17 protein-coding genes and 1 pseudogene are annotated in these 26530 nt (G+C 43.7%); 13 read left to right on the forward strand and 5 right to left on the reverse strand.

What is annotated here, in order from left to right; genetic code table 11:
* Window positions 1-29 precede the first annotated feature (29 nt).
* The 4 genes from rfbC to KDN43_RS00760 all read right to left on the reverse strand — a co-directional run bounded on the left by rfbC (window position 30) and on the right by KDN43_RS00760 (window position 4763).
* Window positions 30-566 carry a dTDP-4-dehydrorhamnose 3,5-epimerase gene (rfbC, locus tag KDN43_RS00745; RefSeq protein ID WP_238867799.1) on the reverse strand — a complete coding sequence of 179 codons (537 nt, stop codon included), beginning with the start codon at window positions 564-566 and terminating at the stop codon, window positions 30-32.
* A gap of 15 nt (window positions 567-581) precedes the next feature.
* Window positions 582-1454, reverse strand: coding sequence for a glucose-1-phosphate thymidylyltransferase RfbA (gene rfbA / locus KDN43_RS00750; RefSeq protein WP_238867800.1), 873 nt, complete (start codon window positions 1452-1454; stop codon window positions 582-584).
* 129 nt (window positions 1455-1583) lie between these two features.
* Window positions 1584-2258, reverse strand: coding sequence for a tRNA (guanosine(37)-N1)-methyltransferase TrmD (trmD, locus tag KDN43_RS00755; protein WP_238867801.1), 675 nt, complete (start codon window positions 2256-2258; stop codon window positions 1584-1586).
* A 96-nt stretch (window positions 2259-2354) separates the two neighbouring features.
* Entirely contained in the window at window positions 2355-4763 is a 2409-nt protein-coding gene (locus KDN43_RS00760; RefSeq protein WP_238867802.1) for an outer membrane beta-barrel family protein, read from the reverse strand.
* 206 nt (window positions 4764-4969) lie between these two features.
* Here KDN43_RS00760 and KDN43_RS00765 point away from each other — a divergent pair, with 206 nt between their 5' ends.
* The 13 genes and pseudogenes from KDN43_RS00765 to KDN43_RS00825 all read left to right on the forward strand — a co-directional run.
* On the forward strand, window positions 4970-7546 hold the full coding sequence (locus tag KDN43_RS00765; protein ID WP_238867803.1) for a CARDB domain-containing protein: 2577 nt from the start codon (window positions 4970-4972) through the stop codon (window positions 7544-7546).
* A gap of 133 nt (window positions 7547-7679) precedes the next feature.
* The gene (locus tag KDN43_RS00770) at window positions 7680-9254 is read left to right on the forward strand and encodes a right-handed parallel beta-helix repeat-containing protein (protein WP_238867804.1); all 1575 of its coding nucleotides are present in this window, start codon (window positions 7680-7682) and stop codon (window positions 9252-9254) included.
* Window positions 9255-9461: 207 nt separating this feature from the next.
* Window positions 9462-9911, forward strand: a complete 450-nt coding sequence (locus KDN43_RS00775) for a hypothetical protein (protein WP_238867805.1) — start codon at window positions 9462-9464, stop codon at window positions 9909-9911.
* Window positions 9912-9949: 38 nt separating this feature from the next.
* Window positions 9950-11116 carry a glycoside hydrolase family 27 protein gene (locus tag KDN43_RS00780; protein WP_238867806.1) on the forward strand — a complete coding sequence of 389 codons (1167 nt, stop codon included), beginning with the start codon at window positions 9950-9952 and terminating at the stop codon, window positions 11114-11116.
* A 44-nt stretch (window positions 11117-11160) separates the two neighbouring features.
* Window positions 11161-13503: an alpha/beta hydrolase family protein gene (locus KDN43_RS00785; protein ID WP_238867807.1), complete on the forward strand. Its 2343-nt coding sequence runs from the start codon at window positions 11161-11163 to the stop codon at window positions 13501-13503.
* Window positions 13504-13540: 37 nt separating this feature from the next.
* Window positions 13541-15784 carry an alpha-amylase family protein gene (locus KDN43_RS00790; protein ID WP_238867808.1) on the forward strand — a complete coding sequence of 748 codons (2244 nt, stop codon included), beginning with the start codon at window positions 13541-13543 and terminating at the stop codon, window positions 15782-15784.
* A 59-nt stretch (window positions 15785-15843) separates the two neighbouring features.
* Window positions 15844-16722, forward strand: coding sequence for a sugar phosphate isomerase/epimerase family protein (locus KDN43_RS00795; RefSeq protein WP_238867809.1), 879 nt, complete (start codon window positions 15844-15846; stop codon window positions 16720-16722).
* A 32-nt stretch (window positions 16723-16754) separates the two neighbouring features.
* Complete coding sequence (locus KDN43_RS00800; RefSeq protein WP_238867810.1) at window positions 16755-17609, forward strand: sugar phosphate isomerase/epimerase family protein; 855 nt, start codon at window positions 16755-16757, stop codon at window positions 17607-17609.
* Between the two features lie 18 nt (window positions 17610-17627).
* A complete protein-coding gene (locus tag KDN43_RS00805) occupies window positions 17628-19178 on the forward strand; it encodes a hypothetical protein (protein ID WP_238867811.1) in 1551 nt (516 codons plus the stop codon).
* A gap of 63 nt (window positions 19179-19241) precedes the next feature.
* Window positions 19242-20522, forward strand: a complete 1281-nt coding sequence (locus KDN43_RS00810) for a nickel-dependent lactate racemase family protein (protein WP_238867812.1) — start codon at window positions 19242-19244, stop codon at window positions 20520-20522.
* Window positions 20523-20582: 60 nt separating this feature from the next.
* A complete protein-coding gene (locus KDN43_RS00815; protein WP_238867813.1) occupies window positions 20583-21851 on the forward strand; it encodes an Nramp family divalent metal transporter in 1269 nt (422 codons plus the stop codon).
* Window positions 21852-22002: 151 nt separating this feature from the next.
* Complete coding sequence (locus KDN43_RS00820; RefSeq protein ID WP_238867814.1) at window positions 22003-23049, forward strand: beta-galactosidase; 1047 nt, start codon at window positions 22003-22005, stop codon at window positions 23047-23049.
* Between the two features lie 11 nt (window positions 23050-23060).
* Window positions 23061-24392 (forward strand): annotated as a pseudogene (locus KDN43_RS00825) (glycoside hydrolase family 92 protein); the annotation flags it as partial.
* A 7-nt stretch (window positions 24393-24399) separates the two neighbouring features.
* Here KDN43_RS00825 and recG read toward each other — a convergent pair.
* Window positions 24400-26493 carry an ATP-dependent DNA helicase RecG gene (gene recG, locus KDN43_RS00830; RefSeq protein ID WP_238867815.1) on the reverse strand — a complete coding sequence of 698 codons (2094 nt, stop codon included), beginning with the start codon at window positions 26491-26493 and terminating at the stop codon, window positions 24400-24402.
* Window positions 26494-26530 lie beyond the last annotated feature (37 nt).

Here is a 26530-nt window from a genome sequence, read left to right on the forward strand (position 1 = left end):
CAGAACATGAAAGCAGAATTGCCGGATATTTACAAACTGGATAAACAGGGATTTTTCTTATCTTTTTCCGACAGAATGATATCGTTAAACGGCAGCCCCCAATCGATATTCAGCTGCGGATCATTCCAGATTATAGCCCCTTCATAACCAGGCGCATAGTAATTGTCACATTTATACTGAAAGATGGCTTCCTCACTCAGTACAGAATATCCGTGCGCGAATCCGCGGGGAATAAAAAGCTGTTGTTTGTTTTCATCTGACAATTCTGTTGAAACATATTTCCCGAATGTTGGGGAGTCTTTTCTAATATCTACCGCCACATCAAGGACGCAGCCTTTTACAACACGCACCAGCTTAGCCTGCTCAAAAGGGGGCTTTTGAAAATGCAGACCCCGCAACACTCCATAACATGATTTACTCTCGTTATCCTGTACAAAAAGAGTCCTGCTCACCTTCTCTTCGAACAGCCTATGGGAAAATGATTCAAAAAAGTATCCACGTTTATCAACAAACACTTTAGGTTCAATTATCACAACTCCCTTAATATCGGTTTCAATAATATTCATATCACATATAAAATTTCAGTCCATCAGCTTAAGAAGATATTGTCCGTAAGGATTATTCTTCATCGACTCTCCGATCCTCTTCAGATCATCATCAGAGATCCAGCCGTTACGCCATGCTATCTCTTCAAGACAGGAGATTTTGAGTCCCTGCCGTTTCTCCAGCACTTCTATAAAGGTAGATGCTTCCGAAAGTGAGTCGTGCGTACCGGTATCGAGCCATGCAAACCCCCTGCCAAACAGTTTTACCTGGAGCTGTTTCTCTTTTAAAAAAGCCTGGTTAATTGAAGTAATCTCTAACTCACCACGTGCAGAGGGCCTTATTTGCTTCGCGATCTCCACAACACTGTTAGGGTAGAAATAGAGTCCTGTTACAGCCCAGTTCGATCTCGGGTTTACAGGCTTCTCTTCTATACTGATCACCCGTCCGGCGTCATCGAATTCAGCAACACCATACCTCTCTGGATTATTCACGTAATATCCGAACACTGTAGCCAGCATATTTTCTTCCGCACTTTCCAGAGCTTCCCTTAATAGTGCAGGAAACCCGTTTCCATAGAAAATATTGTCGCCCAGGACAAGGCAGACAGCATCGTTACCAATAAACTCTTCACCAATAATGAACGCTTGCGCCAAACCGTCGGGAGAAGGTTGTACTGCATAACTGAAACTCACGCCATAGTCGGACCCATCACCAAGTAAACGCTGAAAACCAGGCAGATCTGCTGGTGTGGAGATAATAAGAATATCTCTTATCCCTGCAAGCATTAAAGCGGAAATTGGATAATATACCATTGGTTTATCAAAAATGGGGAGTAGCTGCTTTGATATACCTTTAGTGATAGGATACAGCCGCGTTCCTGAGCCTCCGGCTAAAACAATTCCCTTCATATGATTAATCTATAATTTTTCAATTCAAAACTTACAATAACAATCCAGTTGTGCAGAATAAACTTATATACTACTTATGCACGATTCGTTATTTCACAAAAATATACAAATTTCCGCAAAGGCAACCTGTTATTCTGTTAAATCGGGCCTTAGCCGTTTTGTTCTTTCAATAGACTGCTCCAGTCGCCACTCCTGTATTTTTCGTTCATGCCCCGACAACAGTATATCGGGTACTTTCCACCCTTTGTATTCGGCGGGACGGGTATAAACTGGCGGTGCCAGCAGTCCATCCTGAAACGTATCGGAAAGTGCAGACTGTTCATCGCCTATAGCCCCTGGAATAACTCGCACAATAGCGTCTGCAATCATTGCAGCCACAAGCTCTCCGCCTGTAAGCACAAAATCGCCGATGGAGATCTCCCGAGTGATAAGATGTTCTCTTACACGGTAATCAACACCTTTGTAGTGGCCACACAATATAATAATATTTTGTTTAAGAGATAGCTCGTTGGCAGTAGCCTGAGTGAACTGTTCCCCATCTGGAGAGGTGAAAATCACCTCATCATACCGGCGCTGCGATTTCAAATAAGAGATAGCTCTGTCAATCGGTTCAATCTGCAACACCATTCCTGCTTCCCCGCCAAAAGGGTAATCATCTACCCGTCTATGCCTGTCGAGGCTGTAATCACGTAGGTTATGAAGGCCTATCTCTACAAGCCCCTTCTCCTGTGCCCGCTTCAGTATGCTCGTATAAAACGCACCTTCGATAATCTCTGGAAGCACTGTTATTACATCTATTCTCATTTTATCCGTAGGTAAAAGCCTTTCTGTTATTGTTTAGTTTCTATAATGATTATGCGCAAAAGATCAAAGATATTGTAATCGTCTCTCTACTATTGTTTAGTTTCCCCCTGCAGGAGGTGTAGTTGTATTTTGCTGCGATCCTTCACCTTGCATTAGATCTTCGTTAGAGATAGTCCTTTGTACCTTTTTCATAGATGCTTTCAGCTCACCGAAGCGATATGACACACTCAGGCGGATGCTCCGCATCGGGTAATGAAAAATATTTTCCTGCCAGAATCCTTCACCTGTTGTAGTTGAGGATATCTTCCGGTTTTTCGATAATACATCCTGCAGGTTGAGAGAAAGATCAAGTTTCTTGTTAAGGAAGCTCTTCATTAGGCTGAAAGAGTAGAAATAGAAGGGAGACTGCTTTGTCTGAAGCTGAATACGATTAAGAAACAAGCCGCCATTTGCACCAACTCTGAAATCACCGGGAAATGTAAAGGTAAGCCCTCCAAATGCTCGCCCGGAAAAACCGCTGTTCCGCAGCTCACTTTTTTCGGTACTCCGGATATCGGTATAATTTATACCACCATTCAGATATGTACGAACAACTTGGGTAGGCGTCCAGCTCACATACAGGTTTGTTCCCACCGTCTGATTTTTCCCTATATTGGCATAAGTATTGTGTGTAACGCCATTTTCAATAAAGCTGTACCCTGTCACCGCATTTCTGGCAAAAGCATAACTGAGCGTAACGTTGAAATTGAGTTTCTGCGAAAAGGCCCCGTAGTTAATATTGAAGTTATGCTGCTTTTCTGCGTCGAGATTGGGGTTCCCATAACTGATATTGTTAGGATCTACATCGTTCACATACGGATTCAGGTACCATATACCTGGACGGGAAATACGCATGTTGTAGCCGCCACGCAATGTACGGGTCATTCCCAGCTGATAGGAAAGTGTAACCGAGGGAACAAGATCAAAAAAATTGGTCTGCACTATCGTATCCAGCTGGCTACCCATAAAGTGGATCTCCTGTTGAGTATATTCGCCTCTAAATCCCAGCTTCACCCCTGTTTTTCCCGATTTAAACCCGTAGCCGGCATATCCTGAAGTAATATTTTGCGTATGATCGAGATCATTTTTACGGCTTACATCTGGTTTCCATACACCCTCCTCCGTATCGAAGAATGTGTGGTCGGCGCGACTGGTATTATCGCGGAATATATATTTTAATCCAGTCTCGATGCTGTGTTTTCCGTTCAGCGGATTAACATAGTCCAACTGTCCCGTATGCTCTTTTCCTCCTGCATTATTAACACTTCTCAGTTTATAACCGTCAGTGTAATAAAATACTCCTGTAACATTCTCATACTCGCTGTCGTACTCGCTATCATTCGGATTATCCTCAAACCGGTATGAGATGGTAAGCATCTCACCCTTCCGTTTAAAACTTCTCTGATAATCTGCCGACAGGCTCATTCCGCCATATTCAACAGTACTATTGGAACGAGTGTTGTAACTGTATGGTCTTGCTCCTGAGGATAGCGCATCCTGCATAGAGTGTGATTTGAATTTTCCGCCATATCTTGAACCCGACAGGTTGAACAGATTCAGTGTATCGGGTTCAAAGCTGAGTGCACCGCTAAGGAACAGCCCGCCTCCATCGCTCTTATTTTTACCATTTAGGGTCAGTAAATTCTGCGGGCTGAACTCTTCCCTGGTAAAACCCGATTCCGACTCGGGCCGTTCATGATGGAAGTATCCTGCGTTACCGGTAAAACCAAACTTGCCGTATTTTGTAGCCAGATAAGCATTCCCTCCGTAGCCTCCGAAATTATCGCCGTTAGCTCCAACAGATCCGGAATAGCCGTCATCGACACGCTTATCGGTAACAATGTTGATAATGCCTCCAACCCCTTCTGCATCATACTTAACACCTGGATCCGTAATCACTTCTATATCCTTTACGCTGTTGGCAGGCATACTCTTCAGTACCTGCGATGGGTTACCTGAAATCATATTTGATGGTTTTCCGTTCAGATATATTTTAAAGTTGCTTGAACCTTTCAACTGAATTTCATCTTCACCGTCCACTGTAACAAGCGGTACTTTACGTAACAGGTCTAGTACGTTTGAGGTTGATGATTCAGGATCGTCCTTTGCACTGTAGGTCAGCTTATCTATCTCAACCTTCACCAAAGGCTTTTGAGCGGTCACGCTCACCTCTTCGAGTTCAATTGAGCTCTCGTCCATTGCAATCTCTCCCAGGTCTAGCGGATTCTGAGAAGTGGATACTTCAACAAGTTTCTTCAGGCCGTTCATCCCAACAAAATGGAAAATAAATATGTATTTTCCGGGGGTTAGCGCAGTGGAGAAGGTACCGTTCTCTTGTGTTGCCAGCCTTTTTACTGTATTGGCCGGATTAGACTCACGTGCAACCGAGATGGTAACATATGGCAGTCCGGCCTTGTCATCAGCCGAAACCAGTTTACCTTTTACGGTGACATTTTGAGCAGTCATACTCATTGATATGACACAGAATAGAACTAAAATCTGAAATAGTTTCATTTAGTTTTTATGATTATGTGAAATTTAAAAAATTACAAAAGATGAGAGCCATTATAAAGATTCTAATTGGATGCCTTATTTGTACTTGTTATTGCTTTGTATCTTCATGCACAAACTATACAGAGCAAATTCCCGAAAACCAAGATACTATAACGGCAGTGAAAACCCGCGCTACACAAATATTATGGATTGCGGCAAATAATAGCAGTACAGCCGACAAGGTATCAGCCAACTATGTATGCGACGGAGTCAATGACAATCAGGAAATTCAAACTGCACTTGACGCCCTGTCATCAGGTGGAATTGTCCACCTGTTCAATGGTACATATAATTGTACTGGGATCATCAAACCCAAGGCAAGTACAACTCTTGAAGGAGGAGGTGAATCGGGAACCTCTCTAAAATTCACAAATGATGGACGTATCAACGTTGACCATGAGTACGTGACTCTGGATGGCTTTAACATACAGGGGAGTGGGTACAGTATTGGAGTCAAATGGTTGGGAGTGATAACCATCCGTGCAAGTCATGCAAAGATCCACAACATTAAGGGTACGGCGGATGCTAGCATCCAAGCTGTATTCCTCCTTCTCCATGATCCTGCGGTGTATAACCCTGTCCTCGAAGACGTAGAGTTCATAAATTGTAAAGCCATTGATACCGGAACCTATGGATTTATACATAATGCGTGGGGTACAACAAATAAAGAGATTAATAATATCCGGTACGAAAACTGCCAGGCTATCAATTGCGGCAGGTTTGGAGCATTTAACCCTTGGGTAACCGGATTTGACTTCGCAGAACTCAATGACATCAAAGGGCTCCGGGTAAAAAATTGTCTTGCCGAAGGCACACTTGAATCCGGATTTCATTTCGAGTTTGATCCAAAGAAAGTGGATTGTATACTTGAAGACTGCATTAGTCGTAACAACGGAAAGAAACCTTATCCGACGAAACCTTACAACCCAAGTGATATGTCAACCCACTACTTCGGATGTGGTTACTACGCACCAAACGCCGACGTGAAGTTTATCCGCTGCACTGCTGAAGGCAACTCCATGAATGGGTTTCTATCAACCAACGGGGGTAAGCTCTACAACTGTATTGAGAAAACGACCGGTGCCGGAAAGACAAATTATGACTACAGAAAGCCGGCAGGATACTATGCCCTCCCATGTCGGACAACCAATCCATCCTTGGTGATGGAAAATTGCACAAGTATTGATTCCTATGCTTACGGAATATGGATCAACAATGCATCAAATATGCAGATCCTTAATTTTCATCTGGTAAACCCGGCAGGGGTCAACGGGAAAGGAACTTGTCTGGGCGGCGAACAGTTCGACAATGCCACGATAAGCATCTACGCCTCAGGAGAACGTGCGGAAACACTGATCTGGGCTAAAAACCAAAAAAACACTGTCTTTTCAGGCCAGATAGTCTCAGATTGTGCAAAACCCTTCCTGATCGAGGGCACACGTACTTCCAACATGCTCGTTAAAAACATGGAAATTGTTTCAAATACCCTGCCTCCCGGTCCGGGTGGCGTTACTGTTGCAAGCGATGTTACAGCCGGTCAAGTAACACTCCAGAACGTTTATGTAACTCCCCCATCGGTACCTACAGACAAGCCTGATCTGGTGATTACCGATATCTCCTGGGAACCGGCAAGTCCGGAAAACGGAAATGCAGTAATCCTGAGGGCAACAATCAAAAATCAAGGTAGTGTATCCACACCTGCGGGGGTGATACATGGCGTGCTTTTTACGTTCGATGACGGAGCAGCCGGGCCGGGAGTCTGGTCAGACACCCATACCGGTCCACTCGCACCCGGTGCATCAGTTACACTGACTGCCAACGGCGGTTCGGCCGGAGCAACATGGACGGCAGTCGATGGCACCCACACGGTGAAAGCTAACGTAGATGATATTAACCGGATAACGGAGAGTGATGAAACAAACAATATCATGAACAAACAAATTGTTGTCAGTCCTGGAAAGCCTGATCTGGTGGTTACCGACATCTCATGGGACCCTGCGAGCCCCGCAAGTGGTTATGCGGTGACCATGAGGGCAACAATCAAAAATCAGGGCAGTGTATCCACACCTGCGGGAGTGATACATGGCGTGCTTTTTACGTTCGATGACGGAGCAGCCGGGCCGGGAGTCTGGTCAGACACCCATACCGGTCCACTCGCACCCGGTGCATCGGTTACGCTGACTGCCAACGGCGGTTCGGCCGGAGCAACATGGACGGCAGTAGCCGGCACCCACACGGTGAAGGCTAACATAGACGATGCCAACCGGATAACGGAAAGCAATGAGACAAACAATATCGTGAGTAAACAGATTGTCGTTGGCTCCGGAAAGCCTGATCTGGTAGTTACCGATATTTCCTGGGAACCGGCAAGTCCGACAAACGGAAATGCAGTAACCATGAGGGCAACAATCAAAAATCAGGGCAGTGTATCCACACCTGCGGGAGTGATACATGGCGTGCTTTTTACGTTCGATGACGGGGCAGCCGGGCCGGGAGTCTGGTCAGACACCCATACCGGTTCGCTCGCACCCGGCGCATCGGTTACGCTGACTGCCAACGGCGGTTCGGCCGGATCAAAATGGACGGCAGTAGCCGGCACCCACACGGTGAAGGCTAACGTAGATGATATTAACCGGATAACGGAAAGCAATGAGACAAACAATATTATGAGCAAACAGATTGTCGTCGAAAACTAGGAATTATCGCCTAAGGAGAAATGACAAAAATACAACAACAATAATTATCGTTGTATTATCATGATCCCGTTGAACTGACACATAAACAGTGAACATATCAATTATTTTTAATTACTAAAAAAAGATGAAAAATATGTCATCAATCCTTTTTGTTATTCTCTTCATTTTTACATTATGTTCAGAAAATGGTATCACGGAAAGACCTCCTGTAAACAGTGAGCCTGATGAACCTAAAAAACCGCCAGTGTCCAATGTGTTATGGGTAGCGGCCAGTAACAGCAGCGCGGCAGATAAGGCACAGGCTGACTACATATGTGACGGGAGTAATGATCAACAGGAGATACAATCAGCGCTAAATAAGTTACCGCCATCAGGAGGTGTGATCAACCTGCACAGTGGTACGTACCACTGTGCAGGGATCATCACCCCTAAAACAGGATCAACTCTGAAAGGAAAGGGTGAATCTGAAACTTATCTGAAGTTCACCAATGATGGACGTATCAACGTGGATAACGAGAATGTTACTCTGGATGGCCTCAATCTTCATGGGAGTAACTATAGTGTAGGTGTTAAATGGCTGGGCGTATTAACCATACGTGCGAGCCATGCGAAAATTCACAACATTACAGGAACGGCAGACGCAAGCATTCAGGCAGTATTTCTTCTGATTCACGATCCTTCGATTTACTCTCCTACTCTCGAAGATGTAGAGTTCATTCATTGTAAGGCAACAGATACAGGGACTTATGGATTCCTTCATAATGCCTGGGGAACGGAGAATAAGGTGATGAAGAACATCCGCTACGAAGACTGCCAAGCAGTCAACTGCGGTAGATTTGGGGCATTCAACCCCTGGGTGACCGGGTTTAATTTTGCTGAGCTCAACAGCATTGAGGGGCTCCGTGTAAAAAATTGCGTTGCTGAAGGTACTCTTGAATCCGGATTTCATTTCGAGTTTGATCCCGCAAAAAAAGACTGCATTCTTGAAAATTGTGTGAGTCGTAATAACGGCAATAAACCTTACCCGTCTAAACCTTACGACAATAGCGATATGTCAACCCACTACTTCGGATGTGGTTACTATGCACCAAATGCCGATGTAACATTCATTAATTGCACGGCAGAAGCCAACTCTATGAACGGATTTTATACGACGAATGGCGGTAAGCTATACAACTGTGCGGAGAAAGAGACCGGGGTCGGGAGAACTGATTTTTCTTATCGGGTACCTGCCGGTTTCTATAGTCTTCCTACCCGTTCGGTAAATCCCTCTCTTGTGATGGATCACTGCAAGAGCATAAATTCGAATGGCTACGGAATTCAGGTAGATCTCGCGAATAACGTGAAAATTATAGACTTTCAACTGACTAATCCTTCCGGGCATAATGGAAAAGGTTCAAGCTTTGGCGGCACGCATAATGTGTTTGACAATTCAGAGGTAAATATTTATGCATCGGGTGATCGGGCGGAGACATTGATATGGGCAAAAAATAATATAAACACCGTTTTCTCCGGAAAGATCATCTCCAATAGCACTAAGCCTTTTCTAATCGAAGGTGCTCGTACTTCCAATGTCCTTGTTAAGGATATGGAAATTATTTCAGATGTGCTCCCGCCCGGCCCGGGAGGTATCACTGTTGAAAATAGTGTTCCGCCAGATCAGGTGAATCTCCAAAATGTGTATGTAACACCTCCTTCTGCTCCTTAAGAGATGTTAGACTTCCTGATATGGACATTTCCCCAGGAGAATTTATATAAAATTAAACGTGGCAATGCTATGCAGTTATCAAAAAATAATTCAGAGACTATTATATATTTCCTCTTTTTGAGTTTGTTCCCTGTTTTACAACCTTTAACGTTAAAATCCCAGTCTTTAAATAGTAACCGGGTTATTAAACTTTCATCTAACGGGACATTGGAGATCAAGAATATTGATGTGAATTCAAACCGGATTGGCCTGTATGAAAAGTTTGAAATTACGCTCGATTTTGACGATGGTACCCCTTTCTTTGGAGTAGGCATGGATCGGGAGCAAGGCAACACCTATCCCAATGAACAGATTTATTGCTGTTTTGCAAACACGGGTGGAAACTTTAACCGCCTGTTTCTGACAAACGGGACGCTTAACCTGGGAGAGATCAACCCAAACAATCCACAGCCCGACCGTGGAATAGGGAAAATAAACCTTGAGGGTACATGGCACCTCGATCAGGTAATGGAGGCAGGAGAAAGACAGGGAATATACCATATGCTATCATTGACCAACCAATGGACCTTTAACCAGAGATGGAAAAATCACTTTACTGAAGATCGGGAAAAAATGCAATTCAGGATGATGGAAAAAAACAAGAGCTACTATTATTGATAAAAATCATCTAATGTATAAATTTAAAAAAGTTAAACATGAAAAAAATAATTATTGCTGTGTTATTATTCATAGGGATATACTGTTATGGGCAAAAGTATGAAGGATTGGCGTTAACTCCTCCTATGGGGTGGAACTCCTGGAACATATTCAGGTGTGATATTAGTGAAGATTTAATTAAGGATATTGCCGATAAGTTTGTTGAATCGGGAATGAAAGATGCCGGTTACGAGTACATCGTGATTGATGACTGCTGGCAAATAAACAGAGATGAAAAAGGAAAGATAGTACCCGACCCGGAACGATTTCCTTCGGGTATAAAGGCTCTGGCAGATTATGTCCACTCAAAGGGACTGAAATTTGGAATTTATTCGTGTGCCGGAACAAAAACGTGTCAAAATCGGCCCGGGAGCAATGGGTATGAGATAATTGATGCCAATACCTATGCTGAATGGGGCGTTGATTATTTAAAGTATGATTGGTGCAATTCCGAAGGTATCGACCCACATAAAGCATATATCGATATGAGTAAAGCCCTTGCAGATACAGGCAGGCCAATAGTTTTCAGCATGTGTGAATGGGGCAACAGCCGTCCCTGGAGTTGGGCGCAAAATGTGGGTCATTTATGGCGTACAACAAACGATATTTTGGATTGCTGGGATTGCAGGCGAGAATGGGGAGGTATGGGCTGGACAATCATCCTTGACTCACAGGTAGGTTTGGAAAAATATGCCGGCCCGGGACATTGGAATGATCCTGATATGCTTGAAGTGGGAAACGGGAAAATGAGCTATAATGAATATGTAGCACACTTCAGCTTTTGGTGTTTGCTTGCTGCACCCTTAATGGCAGGAAATGATCTTCGCAAAATGGATGCTAATATAAAAGAGATTCTTCTGAATAAAGATGCCATTGCCATCAATCAGGATACTGCAGGGATTCAGGGGAAAAAAGTATATGATGAAGGAGACTTTGAAATATGGCAAAAAGAACTCGATAACGATGATATTGCCGTGATATATTTTAACAGGAATCAACGCTCCTTCACCTTTCCCACTCTCTGGGAAGAGATTGGCATTGCTGGTGATATGAGCGTATATGATATTTGGAAACATGAGAATATCGGTGAGGTTAATCAGTTAAAGAATCTTGAGATAGAGGGACACTCCGTTAAATTCTTTCGGTTATCCGGTTCGGCAAAATGATGAATCTCTTAATATAATAAACTCGATAACAGAGATATGATTCTATGAAGATACAATACATATGTCTCATCCTGATTATGCTTATTGGTTTATCAGACCTGGGTTTTTTACAGGGACAAAACACAATAATTCAGGAACAAAACTTAACGGGAGAAGAATATTTAAAAGATACCAAGCCTCTGGAACTGGAAAGTATCGAAGTGCTCCGTTCCGAAATGATTGGAGGGATGTTCAGCTATTTTTCCAAGGTGTTAGAATCGGGCAGTCTGAATAAAAATCAATATTGGAACCAAAATTATTCTTCTACACATGAGTATGAAGCATCAATTGCCTCCAACAGGGAAAGGTTTAAAAAAATTACCAGGATAGTAGATGGGCGTTTACCATTTGACGGGTTAGTTCTATTGGAAAGCACAGCTCATAAAGCACTGGTAGCACAAACAGACAACTATTCGGTTTATCGCGTAAAATGGCCAGTCTTGGAGGGTGTTACAGGTACAGGTTTGTGGATTGAACCTCACAAAAACGTTCAGGCACAGATAGTGGTTATACCTGATGCAGATCAGTCGCCCGAAATGTTGATGGGGTTAAATCCCGGAATCCCGGATGAATCCTTGCTTGCACCGCGACTGGCGAATGCCGGTTGCAGACTGATTATACCGCTGATAATCGACAGGGACGATACTTGGTCGGGAAACCCTGAGGTAGTCATGACAAACCAGCCTCACAGGGAGTTTATTTATCGGCGTGCTTATCAGGTAGGAAGGCATATCATCGGATATGAAGTTCAGAAAGTGCTGGCGGCTGTTGATTGGTTCAAACAGCAGGCACCCGAACTACCCGTAGGCGTAGCCGGATATGGTGAAGGAGGGCTATTGGCATTTTACAGTGGCGCCGCAGACACCCGTATTGACGGTGTGTTGGTAAGCGGTTATTTTCAAGAGCGAGAAAAAGTATGGGAAGAACCTTTATACAGAAATGTGTGGGGTTTACTGGAAGAATTCGGAGATGCGGAAATTGCCGGCCTGATAGCTCCCAGGTTATTGGTGGTAGAGGCCTGTCAAGGTCCTGAAGTGAAAGGCCCTCCCAACGCCGTCGGCGGTCGAAAAGAGGTTGCAGCTCCGGGTCGTTTAACCACACCTCCATTAAACTCGGTACTTAATGAAGCTCACCAGGCAGAAGAACTATTTCGCAAATTGGGAATACCTTCAAAATTTCAATTGATAGTAAATGATAAAGGAAGGGGAATTCCTGGCTCAATGGCTGCTACAGAAAAATTATTTACCGGCCTCGGAGTCAATGCAGAGATATCAACCGGACCGAATCAACGCCCTATTCGTTTAACCACAGGTTTCAATTTCGATACTCGAATGCAGCAACAATTTTATGAGTTGATGAATCACATTGAATTGCTTGTAAAGAAGAGTCCAAAACAGCGGGAAAAATTCTGGAGCAAGGCAGACCCTTCGTCAGTGGAAAAATGGGAAGAATCAACTGAGTTTTACAGAGATTATTTCTGGAAAGAAATTATCGGAAAAATGCCTTCACCTGATCAGCCATTTAACCCCCAATCTAAACTGATATACGAAAATTCCAAGTGGAAAGGCTACCTGATAAAGCTGGATGTTTGGGAAGGGATACCCGCGGGTGGAATCATGTTGATCCCGAATAACCTGAAACAGGGAGAACAGTATCCTCTCGTGGTACTTCAGCATGGTCTGGGTGGACGTGCCGAATCTTATGTAAATTCTGAAAGGGACTCATTCGGATCTAAATTGATCGATATGGGCTACATTGTATATGCCCCACAGAATCCTTACGGTTTGGAAAATTTCAGAATATTTCAGCGAATGGCCAATCCTTTGAAACAATCGATCTTTTCAGTCACTATCGGTCAACACGACCAGACGTTACAATGGTTAAAAACGTTGCCTTTCGTAGACGAAGATCGTATCGGGTTTTATGGATTATCTTATGGAGGAAAAAGCGCCGTCCGGATACCGGCTGTTCTAAAAGATTATAAAGTAGTAGTTTGCTCAGGAGATTTTAATGAATGGGTATGGAAGACTACCTCATTGGATTTTCCTGCCAGCTATATGTTCGTGGGGGAATATGAGGTGTTTGAGTTTAACCTTGGGAACAGGGTAAATTACGCGGAAATGGCAGGGTTGATTGCCCCAAGAGCGTTTATGGTTGAACGGGGGCACTGGGACCCGGTTGCACCCGATGAGTGGGTTGCTTACGAATATGCCAAAGTCAGAAGGCTGTATACACAATTAGGTATCGGGGAGTGTACTGATATCGAATTCTTCGACGGAGGACACAAGATTAACGGAGTGAAAACCTTAGAGTTCCTTGAAAAACACCTTAAGAAAATAGCAGAATAAATGATTATCATTACTTCCGCACACAAAAATAGAAAAAATGAGGAAAAGAATAATTTTAAAAAAAACGGCAGTGCCGGTTATACTTATAGCGCTTATCTTGAGCGCAGTAGGATGCACTAACAACAGTAGAGCAGAGGATAACGACATAGTTATTGAAAATAGTGAGTTAAAACTCATTTTAAGCAGTAACGGAACCGCGAAAAGCCTTATTCATAAACCAACCCAACAGGAATGCTTATTAAGAGGGGCTAATCTGCCGGTCTTCTCAATCAGGCAGGAAAGGCCCTATGATAATGAGCATCAGCTGGCTTATCCGGCTATCAGCAAAGAGTTCTCTTCAGATACGATATACCAGGTGGATGATCAACTTGTCGTCGGTTTCGAGTTGATAGATTATCAAGCATATATTGATCTGAAAATAACGGATCACTATATTGGTTTTGCTCTTGAGAAGCTGGAATATCACATGGACGATATCGGCATAAAACGAAAGACTGAAATAGATGAATTCACACTCCTGCAAATTCCATTGAAAGAGAGAAGCAATTTTGGGGAGTGGCTGAACGTGATGTGGGACGAAAATGTGGCAGTAAATTTACTGGCTGCCAATCCCACAACTAAAATTGAATCAAAAACAAGAGACGGTTGTAAAGTTGTCCGTGCAGGAGGTGTTGCAGAAGTACAGATTGAAGGGATAGAAGCTGTACTGATTGCCACGGAAACTGCTGCACTTCTCGACCGTATCGACAGGGTCGAACGTGACTACGGCCTCCCTTTGGGGGTTGAAAGCAGGCGCTGCAAAGAATATAAAAATTCATATTATGAACTCAGAAATGTCACCACGCAAAATATAGATGAGCACATATCCTTTGCAAAGCAGGGAGGATTCAAGCAGATGGTGATTTATTATACTGATTTTGCTGCATCTATGGGGCATTTTCCGTGGAAATTCCAATATCCGGGAGGGATGAAGGATTTACAGGAAATTGTGAAAAAGATTGAGGATGCCGGCATGATCGCCGGACTCCATCTTCATTATAATAAAGCAGGGATAAACGATTCCTATGTTACTCCTATCCCGGATTCCCGGTTAAACGTACGGAACGTTTTCACACTGTCGAAAAATGTTAATAGGAGTGATACTGTTATCACTGTAGAAGAAAACCCGGACGGGACTACTTTGGAGGATGGAAGGCGTTATCTGAAGATTGGAAATGAATTGGTCAGTTATAAAGGCTACACGACTTCTCCACCCTATCAATTTACAGGATGTCAACGGGGTGCATTGCACACATCTCCCAACAATTTAGATGCCGGTTACATGCTTGGAATATTGGATGTAGACACATGGCCGGTTTTTGTACGGTTTAATCAGAGAACCGGCATTCAGGAAGAGGTAGCGGAAAGGCTTGCGAATATCTATGATCAGGCAGGATTTAAGTTCATATATTTCGATGGGGCAGAAGATGTTCCACCTCCCTATTGGTATAATGTCTCGAAAGCTCAACTGGACGTATATAAAGCGTTTAAAAATAAGCCCCTCTTTTCGGAAGGGGCATGTAAATCGCACTTCAGCTGGCATATTCTGACCCGTGGGAATGCTTTTGACATATTTCGTCCCGAAGTAATCAAAGAAGCCACACGGATTCATCCTGTAGCAGAAGCGAGACTGGTTTCAAATGATTTCACCGGTATTGATTTCGGTTGGGTCGGCTATGTGGCCCCGGATAAAAGTACGATAGGTATCCAACCTGACATGCTCGAGTATATCACCAGCCGTGCAGCCGGGTGGAACTCGATTATTTCACTTATTGGAAATCTTGATCAGTTGAAAGCTCACCCCAGAACGGGAGATAATCTGGAAGTGATCAGAAGGTGGGAGGAAGTACGAGAAAAAGATATCCTGACAGCCGAGCAAAAGAGAGAGCTCCGGGAGTCTGGGCAAGAACATATACTGCTGGTAAATGAAAATGGGGATTATGAACTTGTACCATACCAGCAAATAACTGATCTTGCTGATGGAAGTCAGGAAATTCGGGCATTTATATTTGAACGGAACAGTAAAATATGGGTCGTTTACTGGCATATCTCAGGAGAATCAAACATCCTGTTGCCGGTAAATTATGAGAACATAAAACTTTTTGAAGAATTAGGAAAAGAGATCCCGGTCGAAGAAAATGGCAACGGAATTAATTTACCCGTTGGAAACCGAAAATACGCGCAATTTGATCTGCCAAGGGAAAAAGTAATCGAGATATTCTCACAAGCAGTTTTACAATAAAAAATAATGAGAATTTATCAAACACTATTAAGAAGTTGAATTAATTAAAACAAAAAATTATGATTAAGGTAACATGTGGATTCACGATTCCGATAACCTTATATGGTTTGCCTCCAAGTGTAAATAATCTTTTAAAAGTGATGGGAGAGATAAGCGAAGCCGGGTTTGACACCATCGAAATGGAAATAGATGCCGGTGAGTGCCAAACTTATGCCGATAAATGGCAAACGATAATAGATCGTTCAAAGAGCCTGAAACTGGATGTTGTAAGTATCATGGCTGTTACCTACGAACTTTTTTCCTTTGATGAGGAAAAACGGCGAAATTCGTTGGAACGATTTTCCCAAATTTGTGAAATGACGGCTGCCATAGGAGCAAAAATGGTGACCAACTGCTTCTATCTCCCACCGGAAATGGTTCCCAAGGAAAGAACATCCCTCTATCACGGCGGGCCTGCCGATGCCGTTGCTATACCTGAAGGGTTTGTATGGGAAGAACTCAGGAATAATGTCATCGCCCAATTAAGAAAAGCATCAGGTATTGCCGAAAAGAATGGGCTGCAGTTTGCGATGGAGATGAGGGCGGGCGATTTTATTTCATCCGTCGATGGTGTTATCTCTATATTTAAAGATGTAGGCGTGGAGAATATCGGCATGGTATACGATGTTGCCCATGCAAACGCTATAGGAGAATATCTGGATTTAGGCATATATAAACTGAACAATTACCTCAAACTGGTTCATCTCTCCGATAACGATGGTACTAGACCGTACCACTACCAGCCTGGCAGGGGAAATATTAATTTCAGGAATATCATTCACACTTTAAAGAAGGTTAAATATGAAGGGTATGTAGTGGTTGATATCAGTGGAATTGATAACATCATGCAGGAGGCTGTAAAAATGAAAGAAATGTTGGAAAAACTGATAGCAGAGTGAGATCTTATGTTCAATAATGAAAAATCAATCGTATGAAGTTAAGTGTATCATCTAAACTATATCAGAATTACAGGTTGGAGGAAACTATTAAACGGATTGCCAAACTCGGCTACGACGGCATAGAGATTTGGGGTGGACGTCCGCATGCATATTACCGGGATATCAACCAGACGACTGTTTCATCTATGAGAGATATAATCGAAAAGGCCGGACTTGAAATATCCGGCTTTATCCCAGCGCAGTTTGGTTACCCGACAAGTTTATGCAGCCCAATCCCATCTATCCGGAAAGATAGCGTGGAATACATCAAAAATAGTATCGACACATCCCTTTTACTGGGATGCAGGAAAGTAAGTCTTTGTCCTGGCCGCACCCTGTACGGGCAGGGCTATAACAGTGGAATGGCCGAATTAACAAGTAGTCTCGATGAGCTGGTGGACTATGCAGTTGCGAAAGAGGTGCTTCTGTTATTGGAACCGGCCCATATGATGGAAAGTGATCTGGTTCTCACGGTGGAAGACGGGGTAAGGCTCATCGAAGATCAAAAATACCCAAATATGGGCATCGCTCTAGACACCGGTCATTGTCACGTGAACAAGGAATCATTGGTAGACTCTCTGTTACTTTTGAAGAGAAAAAACATTCCACTGCATGTTCACTTGGATGATAACAACGGGCTGGCCGATCAGCATAAGATTCCGGGGGAGGGAACAATCTGTTTTGCACCATTTTTTCAAACCTTGCTTGAAACCGGATATAAAGGATTTTTGACCGTGGAATTGGGTTTCGATTATACTTCCAGTCCGGATGAAGCTGCCCACCAAAGCAGAGAATTTGTCCTGTCAGTTCTGAAAGATACCCATATTCGTATCAAAAAAGGGCAATAATAATGAAAAAATAATCCAATGACTTTAAAGGAGAAGATTGCAGGCAGAAAAAGGAGAAATGCTAAAATCATCCTTCTTTTATTCATTTCTCTCTTTTTCAGCCATTATGAAGTAATGGCACAGATAAAAGCCGGAACAGGAAAAAGCAATATAACGACAGATTCGGGAAATATCAACGACTCCCTGTATGTGAAAACCCTGGTTCTGGAGAACGGAGAGTTAAAGATAGCTATCATTACCATGGATGTAGTTGCCATTGGAACCATAGGGAATATTCCGGATGATTTTTTACATGATGTTAGAAATGAAATTGAAGAGAAGTTCGGTATTGATAGAGATCATGTTTTGGTAAGTGCTTCACATAATCATCATGACGGATTTTTAACCGGTGAAAACAGCTTGCGCGACGATATCCGGGAGAGGACTGTCTCGGCTTTAGGGAGAGCAATTTTAAACCTTGAACCGGTAAAAATTGGAGTGGGAACAAGCTTTGAAGATCGTTTCGCGATGAATCGCCGTATCAATCTCAAAAACGGCAAGGTTTTTACGATTCGGCATGCGAATCCAAATATGCCGGATGAAGAAATTACCGGTTTGGGAGAGATTGACCCCGAAATAGGAATTCTGAAAATAGACCGGTTAGACGGTACTCCCAAAGCCGTACTTTATAATTATGGCTGTCATCCTTACACGGGAGTTCCGAATAAAGGAGTAACCGCCGAATACCCCGGATTTGCCTCCCGTTTAATTGAGGAACAACTCGGGCAGGGAGCTTTGGCTTTTTTTCTACAGGGTGCAGCAGGAGATATAACAGAAATAATGTATAAGGATGTAAACCATCCGAGAGATAGTGAACCTTTTGGTCAAATGCTCGGACTAAATGTACTAAACAGGACAAGAGAAATAGCCACCTGCGAAACTAAACGGTTATCTGTGGTTAACAAGGTCATCTATCTTCCACTTCGTTCGGATTTTGCTTCGAATCTGAATGCTTTGGAAATGGAAACTCAGATACTTTTGGACTCTCTCAGATCAACAAGTTTGAACTTAAAAACATTTCTTCCTTTATACTTGAAATACAAAATTTCCGAATCCTATCCTTCCTATTATAAATATCTATATCTGGATGAAGAGAAAAAAGGAACAGAAGATTTCAAGAAACTGGATGAATCAAATAGGAGAGATATCGATAAATATATCCGCAATATCCATATAATGGAGAGGCTATCTCATATTCGTGAAGATATCTATTGGTTAAAACTTAGAAAGGAGTTGGCCAACAAAACTGGAGGAACGAGTATTCCTGTAGAGATTTTGGGAATCCGCATCGGAGACTTTATACTTGTTTCTTTTCCGGGAGAAGCATTTGCAGCTGTAGGACTTAGCATCAAGAAAATGTCGCCATATCCTTTTACTTTTCTTTCAGCTTATTCCAACGGTTACATACATTATGCTCCCGACAAAGAGGCCTTTCAAAAAGGCGGATATGAAGTGACAAATTGCATTCTTGCACCCGAATGGCAGGAGACTTATGAAAAAGAGATACTGAGAGTGATAAAGCAATTATAATTAAATCTATAAAACGAATTAAATCATTAATTAATAGATATTCACACATCAAACGATTTGCATATGAAAAAGGAACATACAAAAGAGAAAACCGTAAAGGTTATTCCTGTTCATTTCGGAGAAAAACTCATCGAACTGCGAATTCCTGAAAAAAATCTTTGTTTCAGTCTACAAAGAAATGAGTTTAGTCCACCTGAAAATCCCGGTGATGAAATAAAAAGAGCCTTACAGAATCCAATAGGGACAAAAAGATTAAGAGAGATAGTTTCAAAGAATTCGTCCGTGGTTATCTTGGCAGATGACAGGACAAGAGTTACACCCCAGAAAGTAATTATTCCGTTAATTCTTGATGAATTGCATGAAGCGGGAATTGGCAACGAACAGATCAAGCTGGTTATAGCCTACGGCACTCACAGGCCTATGACAGATAAAGAGATACTGGAACGGTTCGGGCAGGACATTATTGATCAAATTGAAATAAAACATCACGATTGCCAGGGGAATCTGGTAAACAGAGGAATAACCAAGAGAGGAACAAGAATAGTTGTCAACAAAGATGTTCTCAATGCCGACATACGTATTGGAGTTGGTGGAGTGCTACCGCATCATCCTGTCGGCTGGAGCGGTGGTGCCAAAATCCTGCTCCCCGGAGTGGCAGGAACTGAAACAGTTCATGCCATGCACCTGCTGGGAGCAACTGAACAACAACTAGGCAAAGTGTTGACTCCCTGTCGGGAAGAAATGGAAGATTTTGCAAGAGACGTAGGGCTTCATTTTATCGTGAATGTTATACAGACTGATAAAGGAGAGCTGCTGAAAGCTGTGGCAGGTCACTTTATTGAAGCACATCGTGAAGCTGTAAGGTGGGGAATGAAAATTTTCGGTTCAAGATTCACTGAAGCAGCCGATATCACCATCAGTAGCGCTTATCCGTCCGATTTTGATTTCACACAAGCCGATAAAGGGTTGTTCTCGGCAGAGATTGCCACCAAACCCAAGGGTGAAATTATCCTTCTGTCACCTTGTTATGAAGGAATTGCACCTACTCATGGAGAAGAGATTGCCCGCCTTGCCAAATATGATGATACCACGCTTTTCAAAATGCTGGATGACAATGCAATAGAGGATCGGTTTGGAGCTTCGGAGTGTATGTACCTGAACCATATTAAGCGGAATTTCAAAGCAACTTTAACAATGGATCCTATACTGACCAATCTGCTTGGATTTCATTATTTGAGAATAGATGATCTACAAGAGTATTTGAGTGAACGCATCAATCTGGAAAAAGATATTCAAATTGGAATAGTACATAATAGCAGTGAGGTCTTACCGGTTCAGGAATAAACTGAAAGTATAACCATTCACATATAAAAATAAATCAACAATTGAAAAACAGAAAATTTCATGTCTGAAATAAAGTCAGTTTTGAAGCGATCCGGGAATTCTCTGAGATCCGTAGGACCCGGTCTATTCCTTGTAGGATATAGCATCGGCACAGGAAGTGTGGTTGCAATGGCCTCAGCAGGATCCCGTTATGGAATGTCTATGCTTTGGGCTTTAGCCCTTTCCTGCATATTCAGTTTTTTCTTATTGGAAGCTTATGGACGGTATACCATTGTAACGGGAGAAGGAGCACTGTATGGTTATAAGAAACATTTCAAATCTCTGGGTAAACTGGCAGCTTTGATAACTTTGGTTGGATTGGTTTTTGTCGAGATTCTGGCACTTATTGGTATAATGGGGATTGCTTCCGACCTTATGAGACAAATATCCATCCGTCTGTTTGGGGAGCCGGGATGGAATCCGGTTTATATTGCATTTGGAGTAATTATTTTTTTATATCTATTCCTGCTGACAGGAAAATATTCCTCTTTTGAGAAATTAATGATAGTTTTCGTCTCCATCATGGGTATCAGTTTTATTATCTCCATGTTTGTTGTTTTTCCTGATCCTAATACTGTAATAGAAGGACTTATCCCCAACATACCGGACGAAAAAAATGCTCCGATGATCATTGCGGCGTTAGTAGGGACTACGTTAACGGCACCGACCTTTGTAGTAAGGAGCATGTTGATGAAAGAGAAAAAATGGACAACGAAACACTCGAAACTTCAAACAAAAGATGCCTTTGTGGCAGCGTTGTTGATGTTTATCATAAGCGGTTCTATTATGGCATGTGCCGCAGGTACTTTATATATTGCCGACAAACCGGTTGAAGATATACTCACGATGGTAAGTATGCTGGAGCCGTTCCTGGGACATCTGGCTTTATCTGTTTTTATCATGGGAATATTTGGCGCAGCCCTCTCTTCTGTTTTTCCAATCGTGATGCTTGCACCTTTATTGATCAGTGACTACGAAAACAGACCTGTTATATATAAAGGATTCCGTTTTCGATTAATGACCGGCATTGCGCTTCTTTTTGGGTTAATTGTTCCCGCATTTGGATTTAAGTCGGTCTATGCCATGTTGATCAGCCAATTGTTTCAAATATTTGTATTGCCGATTGTAGTTATTGCCATTATATATCTGTTAAACAGAAAAAGTATAATGGGAAAATATAAGGCGGGATTCTGGTTTAATCTTGGACTTTTGCTAACACTCCTTTTTTCCTTATATATTTCTTATCAATCCATTGTAGGCTTTATAGAATCATCCCATACAATTTTCTAAAGAGACAAATTTTTTATTTACTCCTAATAATAAAACCGGTAAAACTCTATTTATACAATCAGAACCAACTTATCATCCTTGTCGATGAAATGACGATTATTCTTATGGCAGTTAAAACAAATCGTGGAAAATTTAAATGATTTATATTTATGTGAAACGAAAAAATGAAACAAAGGAGATGAATTTTATAAAATATGGCATAATATACACGGCTGTGTCTTTATTTATTATATTCGCCAACGTGAGATCGCAAGTAAATTTAAATGATATTCCAATGATTGGTGCAGAAATATTCATAGAACCCGGGCAGTCGGATGAAAATGTAGAGAACTGGTTTAAAATTCTCAGGAAAAACAATATGAAGGTTACACGTATCCGCATGTTCGAAAATTATATGAAGGATGTAAATGGCGACTGGGATTTCAGCTTATTTGACAAGGCATTCTCTTATGCGGAAAAATATCATATTAAAGTCTATGCCAATCTTTTCCCGGCTACAGATTTTACAGATGTAGGAGGATTTAAATTTCCGTATAACGAAGAACATCTTAACCGTATAGCCGATTATATAAAAAATGTAGTTCTTCATTTTAAACAACACTCATCTCTCTATGGTTGGATTCCCATTAACGAACTAGGGGGAGGGAACATAAATGACCCTTTGGCAAGGACAATCTACAAAAAATGGCGAGATAACTATGAAGACACCCAGCAGATCTATAAACTCACTGCTTACAACCAGCTGTCATTTGATAATGAGAAGTTCTTGTTGCATTATAACACATGGTATTTAAAATGGTTGTCGGATGAAATACGCAAATATGACAAAGAAAAGCCCATCCACGTAAATAACCATCAGATTTTTACACTGGCCGCACAGTATGATTTCCCAAGTTGGAGAACTTTTCTGTCCAGCTTAGGAGGTTCAGCCCATGCCAGTTGGCATTTTGGTTTTTTCCCCAGAAACAGGTATGCCATAGCCATGTCTGCAAATAGCGAGATTCTTCGTTCGGGCGCCGGTAACATTCCCTGGCTGATGACTGAATTACAGGGAGGAAATAATATTTACAGCGGTACCAACCCAATGTGTCCTACAAAGGAGGAAATAGGTCAGTGGTTTTGGATAACTATAGGTTCAGGGAGTAAAGGAGCAATCTACTGGTGTTTAAACCCAAGAGCATCCGGTGCTGAATTTTGAGAATCAACCTACAGGCTGATAAAACATGGGAGGAATTATTATCGCATATCAAGGTTACAGGAGGAACAACACGTGAAAAAGGAATTTTTTATTCTACCCTATACCGTTCATTCCTATGGCCTGCACTACGCAGTGATGTAAACGGCGACTTCACCGACGAACGGGGAAACGTGGTAAATGAAGGGTTCCGCTATTATACCAATCCCTCGTTTTGGGACGACTACCGGAACAAGCTTGTGCTGCTGGGAATGATCTCTCCGGATGTCACGACGGACATCATCAAATCAATCACCGATAAGGGTGAGAAAAGAGGAGGCTATATGCCCACCTTCTTCCATGGCGACCATGCTTCGGTGTTTGTAGCCGGAAGCTGGTTACGCGGTATTACAGGGTTTGATCTGGAGCGTGCTTATAAATTGCTGCTCAAAAATGCAACCGTTCCCGGTCAGGGTGGAAGGCCCTATCTCGATGAATATCTGAAGCGGGGATGGATTGCAGAAAAAGATACTACCCACGTCCCCACCTGGGACGAGTACAAGGCGGCCGTCACCAAAACAGTGGAATATGCCTACGACGACTATGCGACAGCATTGATTGCCAAGGAGCTTGGGGATCAGGAGAATCACGACCTGCTGATGCGTCACTCCGGAAATTACAAAAACCTGTTCGACCCTTCTACCGGCTTCTTTCGCGGAAAGATTGAAACAGGAAGCTGGATAGCCGATTTCGATCCCTACTACCCCTATTTCGCCTATATGTACCGGGAAGCCAACGCCTGGAACTCACTCTTCTTTGCTCCCCACGATCCGGAAGGAATGATTGCTCTCTATCCTGATCACAAGGCGGTGGAGCAGAAGCTCGACTCACTCTTCACCGAACCATGGCGGGGTTATGAGGCACACAACATGACCGGCTTTATCGGTAACTACTGCCATGGCAACCAGCCCTCCCACTCGATTCCATACACCTACTACTTCATCGGGAAACAGGAGAAGGCGCAATGCGTACTGGACAGCATCATGGGCCGATTCTATGATATGGGAGAGGAGAAGCTGGCTTACGCCGGCATGGACGATGCGGGAGAGATGTCAGCCTGGTATGTCCTCAATGCGATCGGATTATATACCTACTCACCTGCCGATCCGGAATACATCGTGTCGGTGCCGCTTTTCGACAAGGTGACATTCACCCTGGGTGACAATACCACTTTCACCATCCTGAAAGAAGTAAATGGAAAGAAGATCAGACAAATCAGATATGATGGTGATGTAATAAACGGGTGGTTTGTCACGCATGATCAACTCAAAAAAGGCCGGGAATTGGTGATCACAACCGCCGAATAGGATTTTCTCAGCTGATCCGGCTCCAGTCGTACCGGTTACCGCCAAGGCGGCTGAGCTGCTGCTTCAGCACCTGGTGCTCCGGCTGCTCCAGCGCCGGATCTTTTTCAATCACCCGCTCCGCAATCTCGCGGGCATTATAGAGGATGGCGTTGTCGCGTACCAGGTCCGCAATGCGCAGGTTAAAAGGGATGCCGCTCTGCTGCGTTCCCTCCAGGTCGCCCGGGCCGCGCAGCTTCAGGTCGGCTTCGGCGATCACGAAGCCGTCGTTACTTTCGGTCATGATCTCCATCCGACGGCGAGTATCAGCAGAGAGTTCGTAGGGCGTAATCAGTATGCAGTAAGACTGATCAGCGCCCCTTCCCACCCTGCCTCTCAGCTGATGTAGCTGCGAAAGGCCAAACCGCTGGGCACTTTCGATCACCATCACGCTGGCATTCGGCACATTCACTCCTACTTCGATCACGGTAGTGGATACCATGATCTGCACCTCACCCGAGACAAACCGCCGCATCACCTCCTCCTTTTCGGCAGGTTTCATCCGCCCGTGCATCTTGCAGACGGTGAATTCCGGAAAGGCCGCTTTGACATGCTCGTATCCCTCCTCCAGGTTCTTCAGATCGAGTGTCTCGCTCTCCTCGATCAGCGGGTAGACCATGTAGGCCTGTCGCCCGGCACCAATCTGATCGCGGATAAACTGATAGAGGGCACCCCTTTTCTTGTCGTAACGGTGCAGCGTCTGCACCGGCTTACGGCCTGGAGGAAGTTCGTCGATCACCGAGACATCGAGGTCGCCATAGACCGTCATGGCCAGTGTGCGGGGAATGGGTGTGGCGGTCATCACAAGCATGTGGGGCGGATGGCTGCTTTTCTCCCACAGCCTGGCGCGCTGCACCACGCCAAATCGGTGCTGCTCATCGATCACCACGAAGCCCAGGTTGCGAAACTGTACTATATCCTCAATCAAAGCGTGGGTGCCAATCAGGATATTTACTTTCCCGGAGAGCAGCCCTGCGTGGATCTCCTCCCGCTCTTTCTTTCTCGTGGAGCCAGTCAGCAATGCTACCCCCACATTCATGCCGGAGAGCATCTGCGTGAATGTATCATAATGCTGTGCCGCCAGGATCTCCGTGGGTGCCATCAGGCAGGACTGAAATCCATTGTCGAGGGCAATCAGCATGCACATAATCGCCACCATGGTCTTGCCGCTTCCCACGTCACCCTGCAACAGGCGGTTCATCTGCCTCCCGGAGGCGGTATCCTTCCGGATCTCCCGGATTACTCTCTTCTGGGCATTTGTCAACGGAAAGGGTAGTTTCTTTTTGTAAAATGAATTGAGATAATCTCCAACCTTGGGGAAAAGGATCCCTTTCAGCTTTGCTTTCCGGTCGGATGAGTAACGCACGATGCTTAGCTGGATATAGAACAGCTCTTCAAACTTCAGCCGGAACTCGGCATCGCGCAGCTGCGCCGGCGACTTGGGAAAGTGAATATTTTCCACCGCATCGTGAAAAGACATCAACCGGGCCTCCTTTACCACATCGGGTGAAAGTGATTCCGGCAGCGGCTCCTTAATCAGCCCGAATGCATTTTCCATGATCTTCTGCATCGCCCTGGAGTTGAGGTAATGGTTCTTCATCTTTTCCGTGGTATTGTACATCGCCATCAACCCTTCCGGCCGGTCCGATTCATCCATGAAAGGATCGATCTCGGGATGCGGAATATTCCACTTGCCGTTGAAGAGATTGGGTTTTCCGAAGATGATGTACTCCTGGTTGAGCTTGTACTTGCTTTCGATGAAACGGACACCCTGAAACCAGACCAGGTCGACGAAGCCGGTACCGTCGGTAAAATGCGCCACCAGCCTCCTTTTCCTTCCTTCTCCAAAGGCTTCAAAGGCGGTGATCTTCCCCTTCAACTGGATGTAGGCCTGCGACTGGTCAATCTCGTGCACGTAGTACATCCGCGTCCGGTCGATATATCGATAGGGGTACCACCGAAGCAGGTCTCCCAGCGTAAAGACATCGAGCTCCTTCTGCAGGATATCGGCTCTTTTGGGTCCCACGCCGGGAACATATTTTATTTCGGTCTGAAGAATATGCATTGCTTATCGCGAGTTTCATGCAAATGTAAATAAAAAA

It is taken from the genome of Proteiniphilum propionicum, assembly GCF_022267555.1.
GTDB lineage: Bacteria > Bacteroidota > Bacteroidia > Bacteroidales > Dysgonomonadaceae > Proteiniphilum > Proteiniphilum propionicum.

Excerpts from the sequence above, each read along its gene's own strand:
- recG (WP_238867815.1), bottom strand. The coding sequence starts at position 26,493 with ATGCATATTCTTCAGACCGAAATAAAATATGTTCCCGGCGTGGGACCC.
- KDN43_RS00800 (WP_238867810.1), top strand. The coding sequence starts at position 16,755 with ATGAAGTTAAGTGTATCATCTAAACTATATCAGAATTACAGGTTGGAG.
- KDN43_RS00790 (WP_238867808.1), top strand. The coding sequence starts at position 13,541 with ATGAGGAAAAGAATAATTTTAAAAAAAACGGCAGTGCCGGTTATACTT.
- KDN43_RS00815 (WP_238867813.1), top strand. The coding sequence starts at position 20,583 with ATGTCTGAAATAAAGTCAGTTTTGAAGCGATCCGGGAATTCTCTGAGA.
- rfbC (WP_238867799.1), bottom strand. The coding sequence starts at position 566 with ATGAATATTATTGAAACCGATATTAAGGGAGTTGTGATAATTGAACCT.
- KDN43_RS00785 (WP_238867807.1), top strand. The coding sequence starts at position 11,161 with ATGAAGATACAATACATATGTCTCATCCTGATTATGCTTATTGGTTTA.
- KDN43_RS00805 (WP_238867811.1), top strand. The coding sequence starts at position 17,628 with ATGACTTTAAAGGAGAAGATTGCAGGCAGAAAAAGGAGAAATGCTAAA.
- KDN43_RS00810 (WP_238867812.1), top strand. The coding sequence starts at position 19,242 with ATGAAAAAGGAACATACAAAAGAGAAAACCGTAAAGGTTATTCCTGTT.
- rfbA (WP_238867800.1), bottom strand. The coding sequence starts at position 1,454 with ATGAAGGGAATTGTTTTAGCCGGAGGCTCAGGAACGCGGCTGTATCCT.
- KDN43_RS00780 (WP_238867806.1), top strand. The coding sequence starts at position 9,950 with ATGAAAAAAATAATTATTGCTGTGTTATTATTCATAGGGATATACTGT.
- KDN43_RS00795 (WP_238867809.1), top strand. The coding sequence starts at position 15,844 with ATGATTAAGGTAACATGTGGATTCACGATTCCGATAACCTTATATGGT.
- trmD (WP_238867801.1), bottom strand. The coding sequence starts at position 2,258 with ATGAGAATAGATGTAATAACAGTGCTTCCAGAGATTATCGAAGGTGCG.
- KDN43_RS00770 (WP_238867804.1), top strand. The coding sequence starts at position 7,680 with ATGTCATCAATCCTTTTTGTTATTCTCTTCATTTTTACATTATGTTCA.
- KDN43_RS00760 (WP_238867802.1), bottom strand. The coding sequence starts at position 4,763 with ATGACTGCTCAAAATGTCACCGTAAAAGGTAAACTGGTTTCGGCTGAT.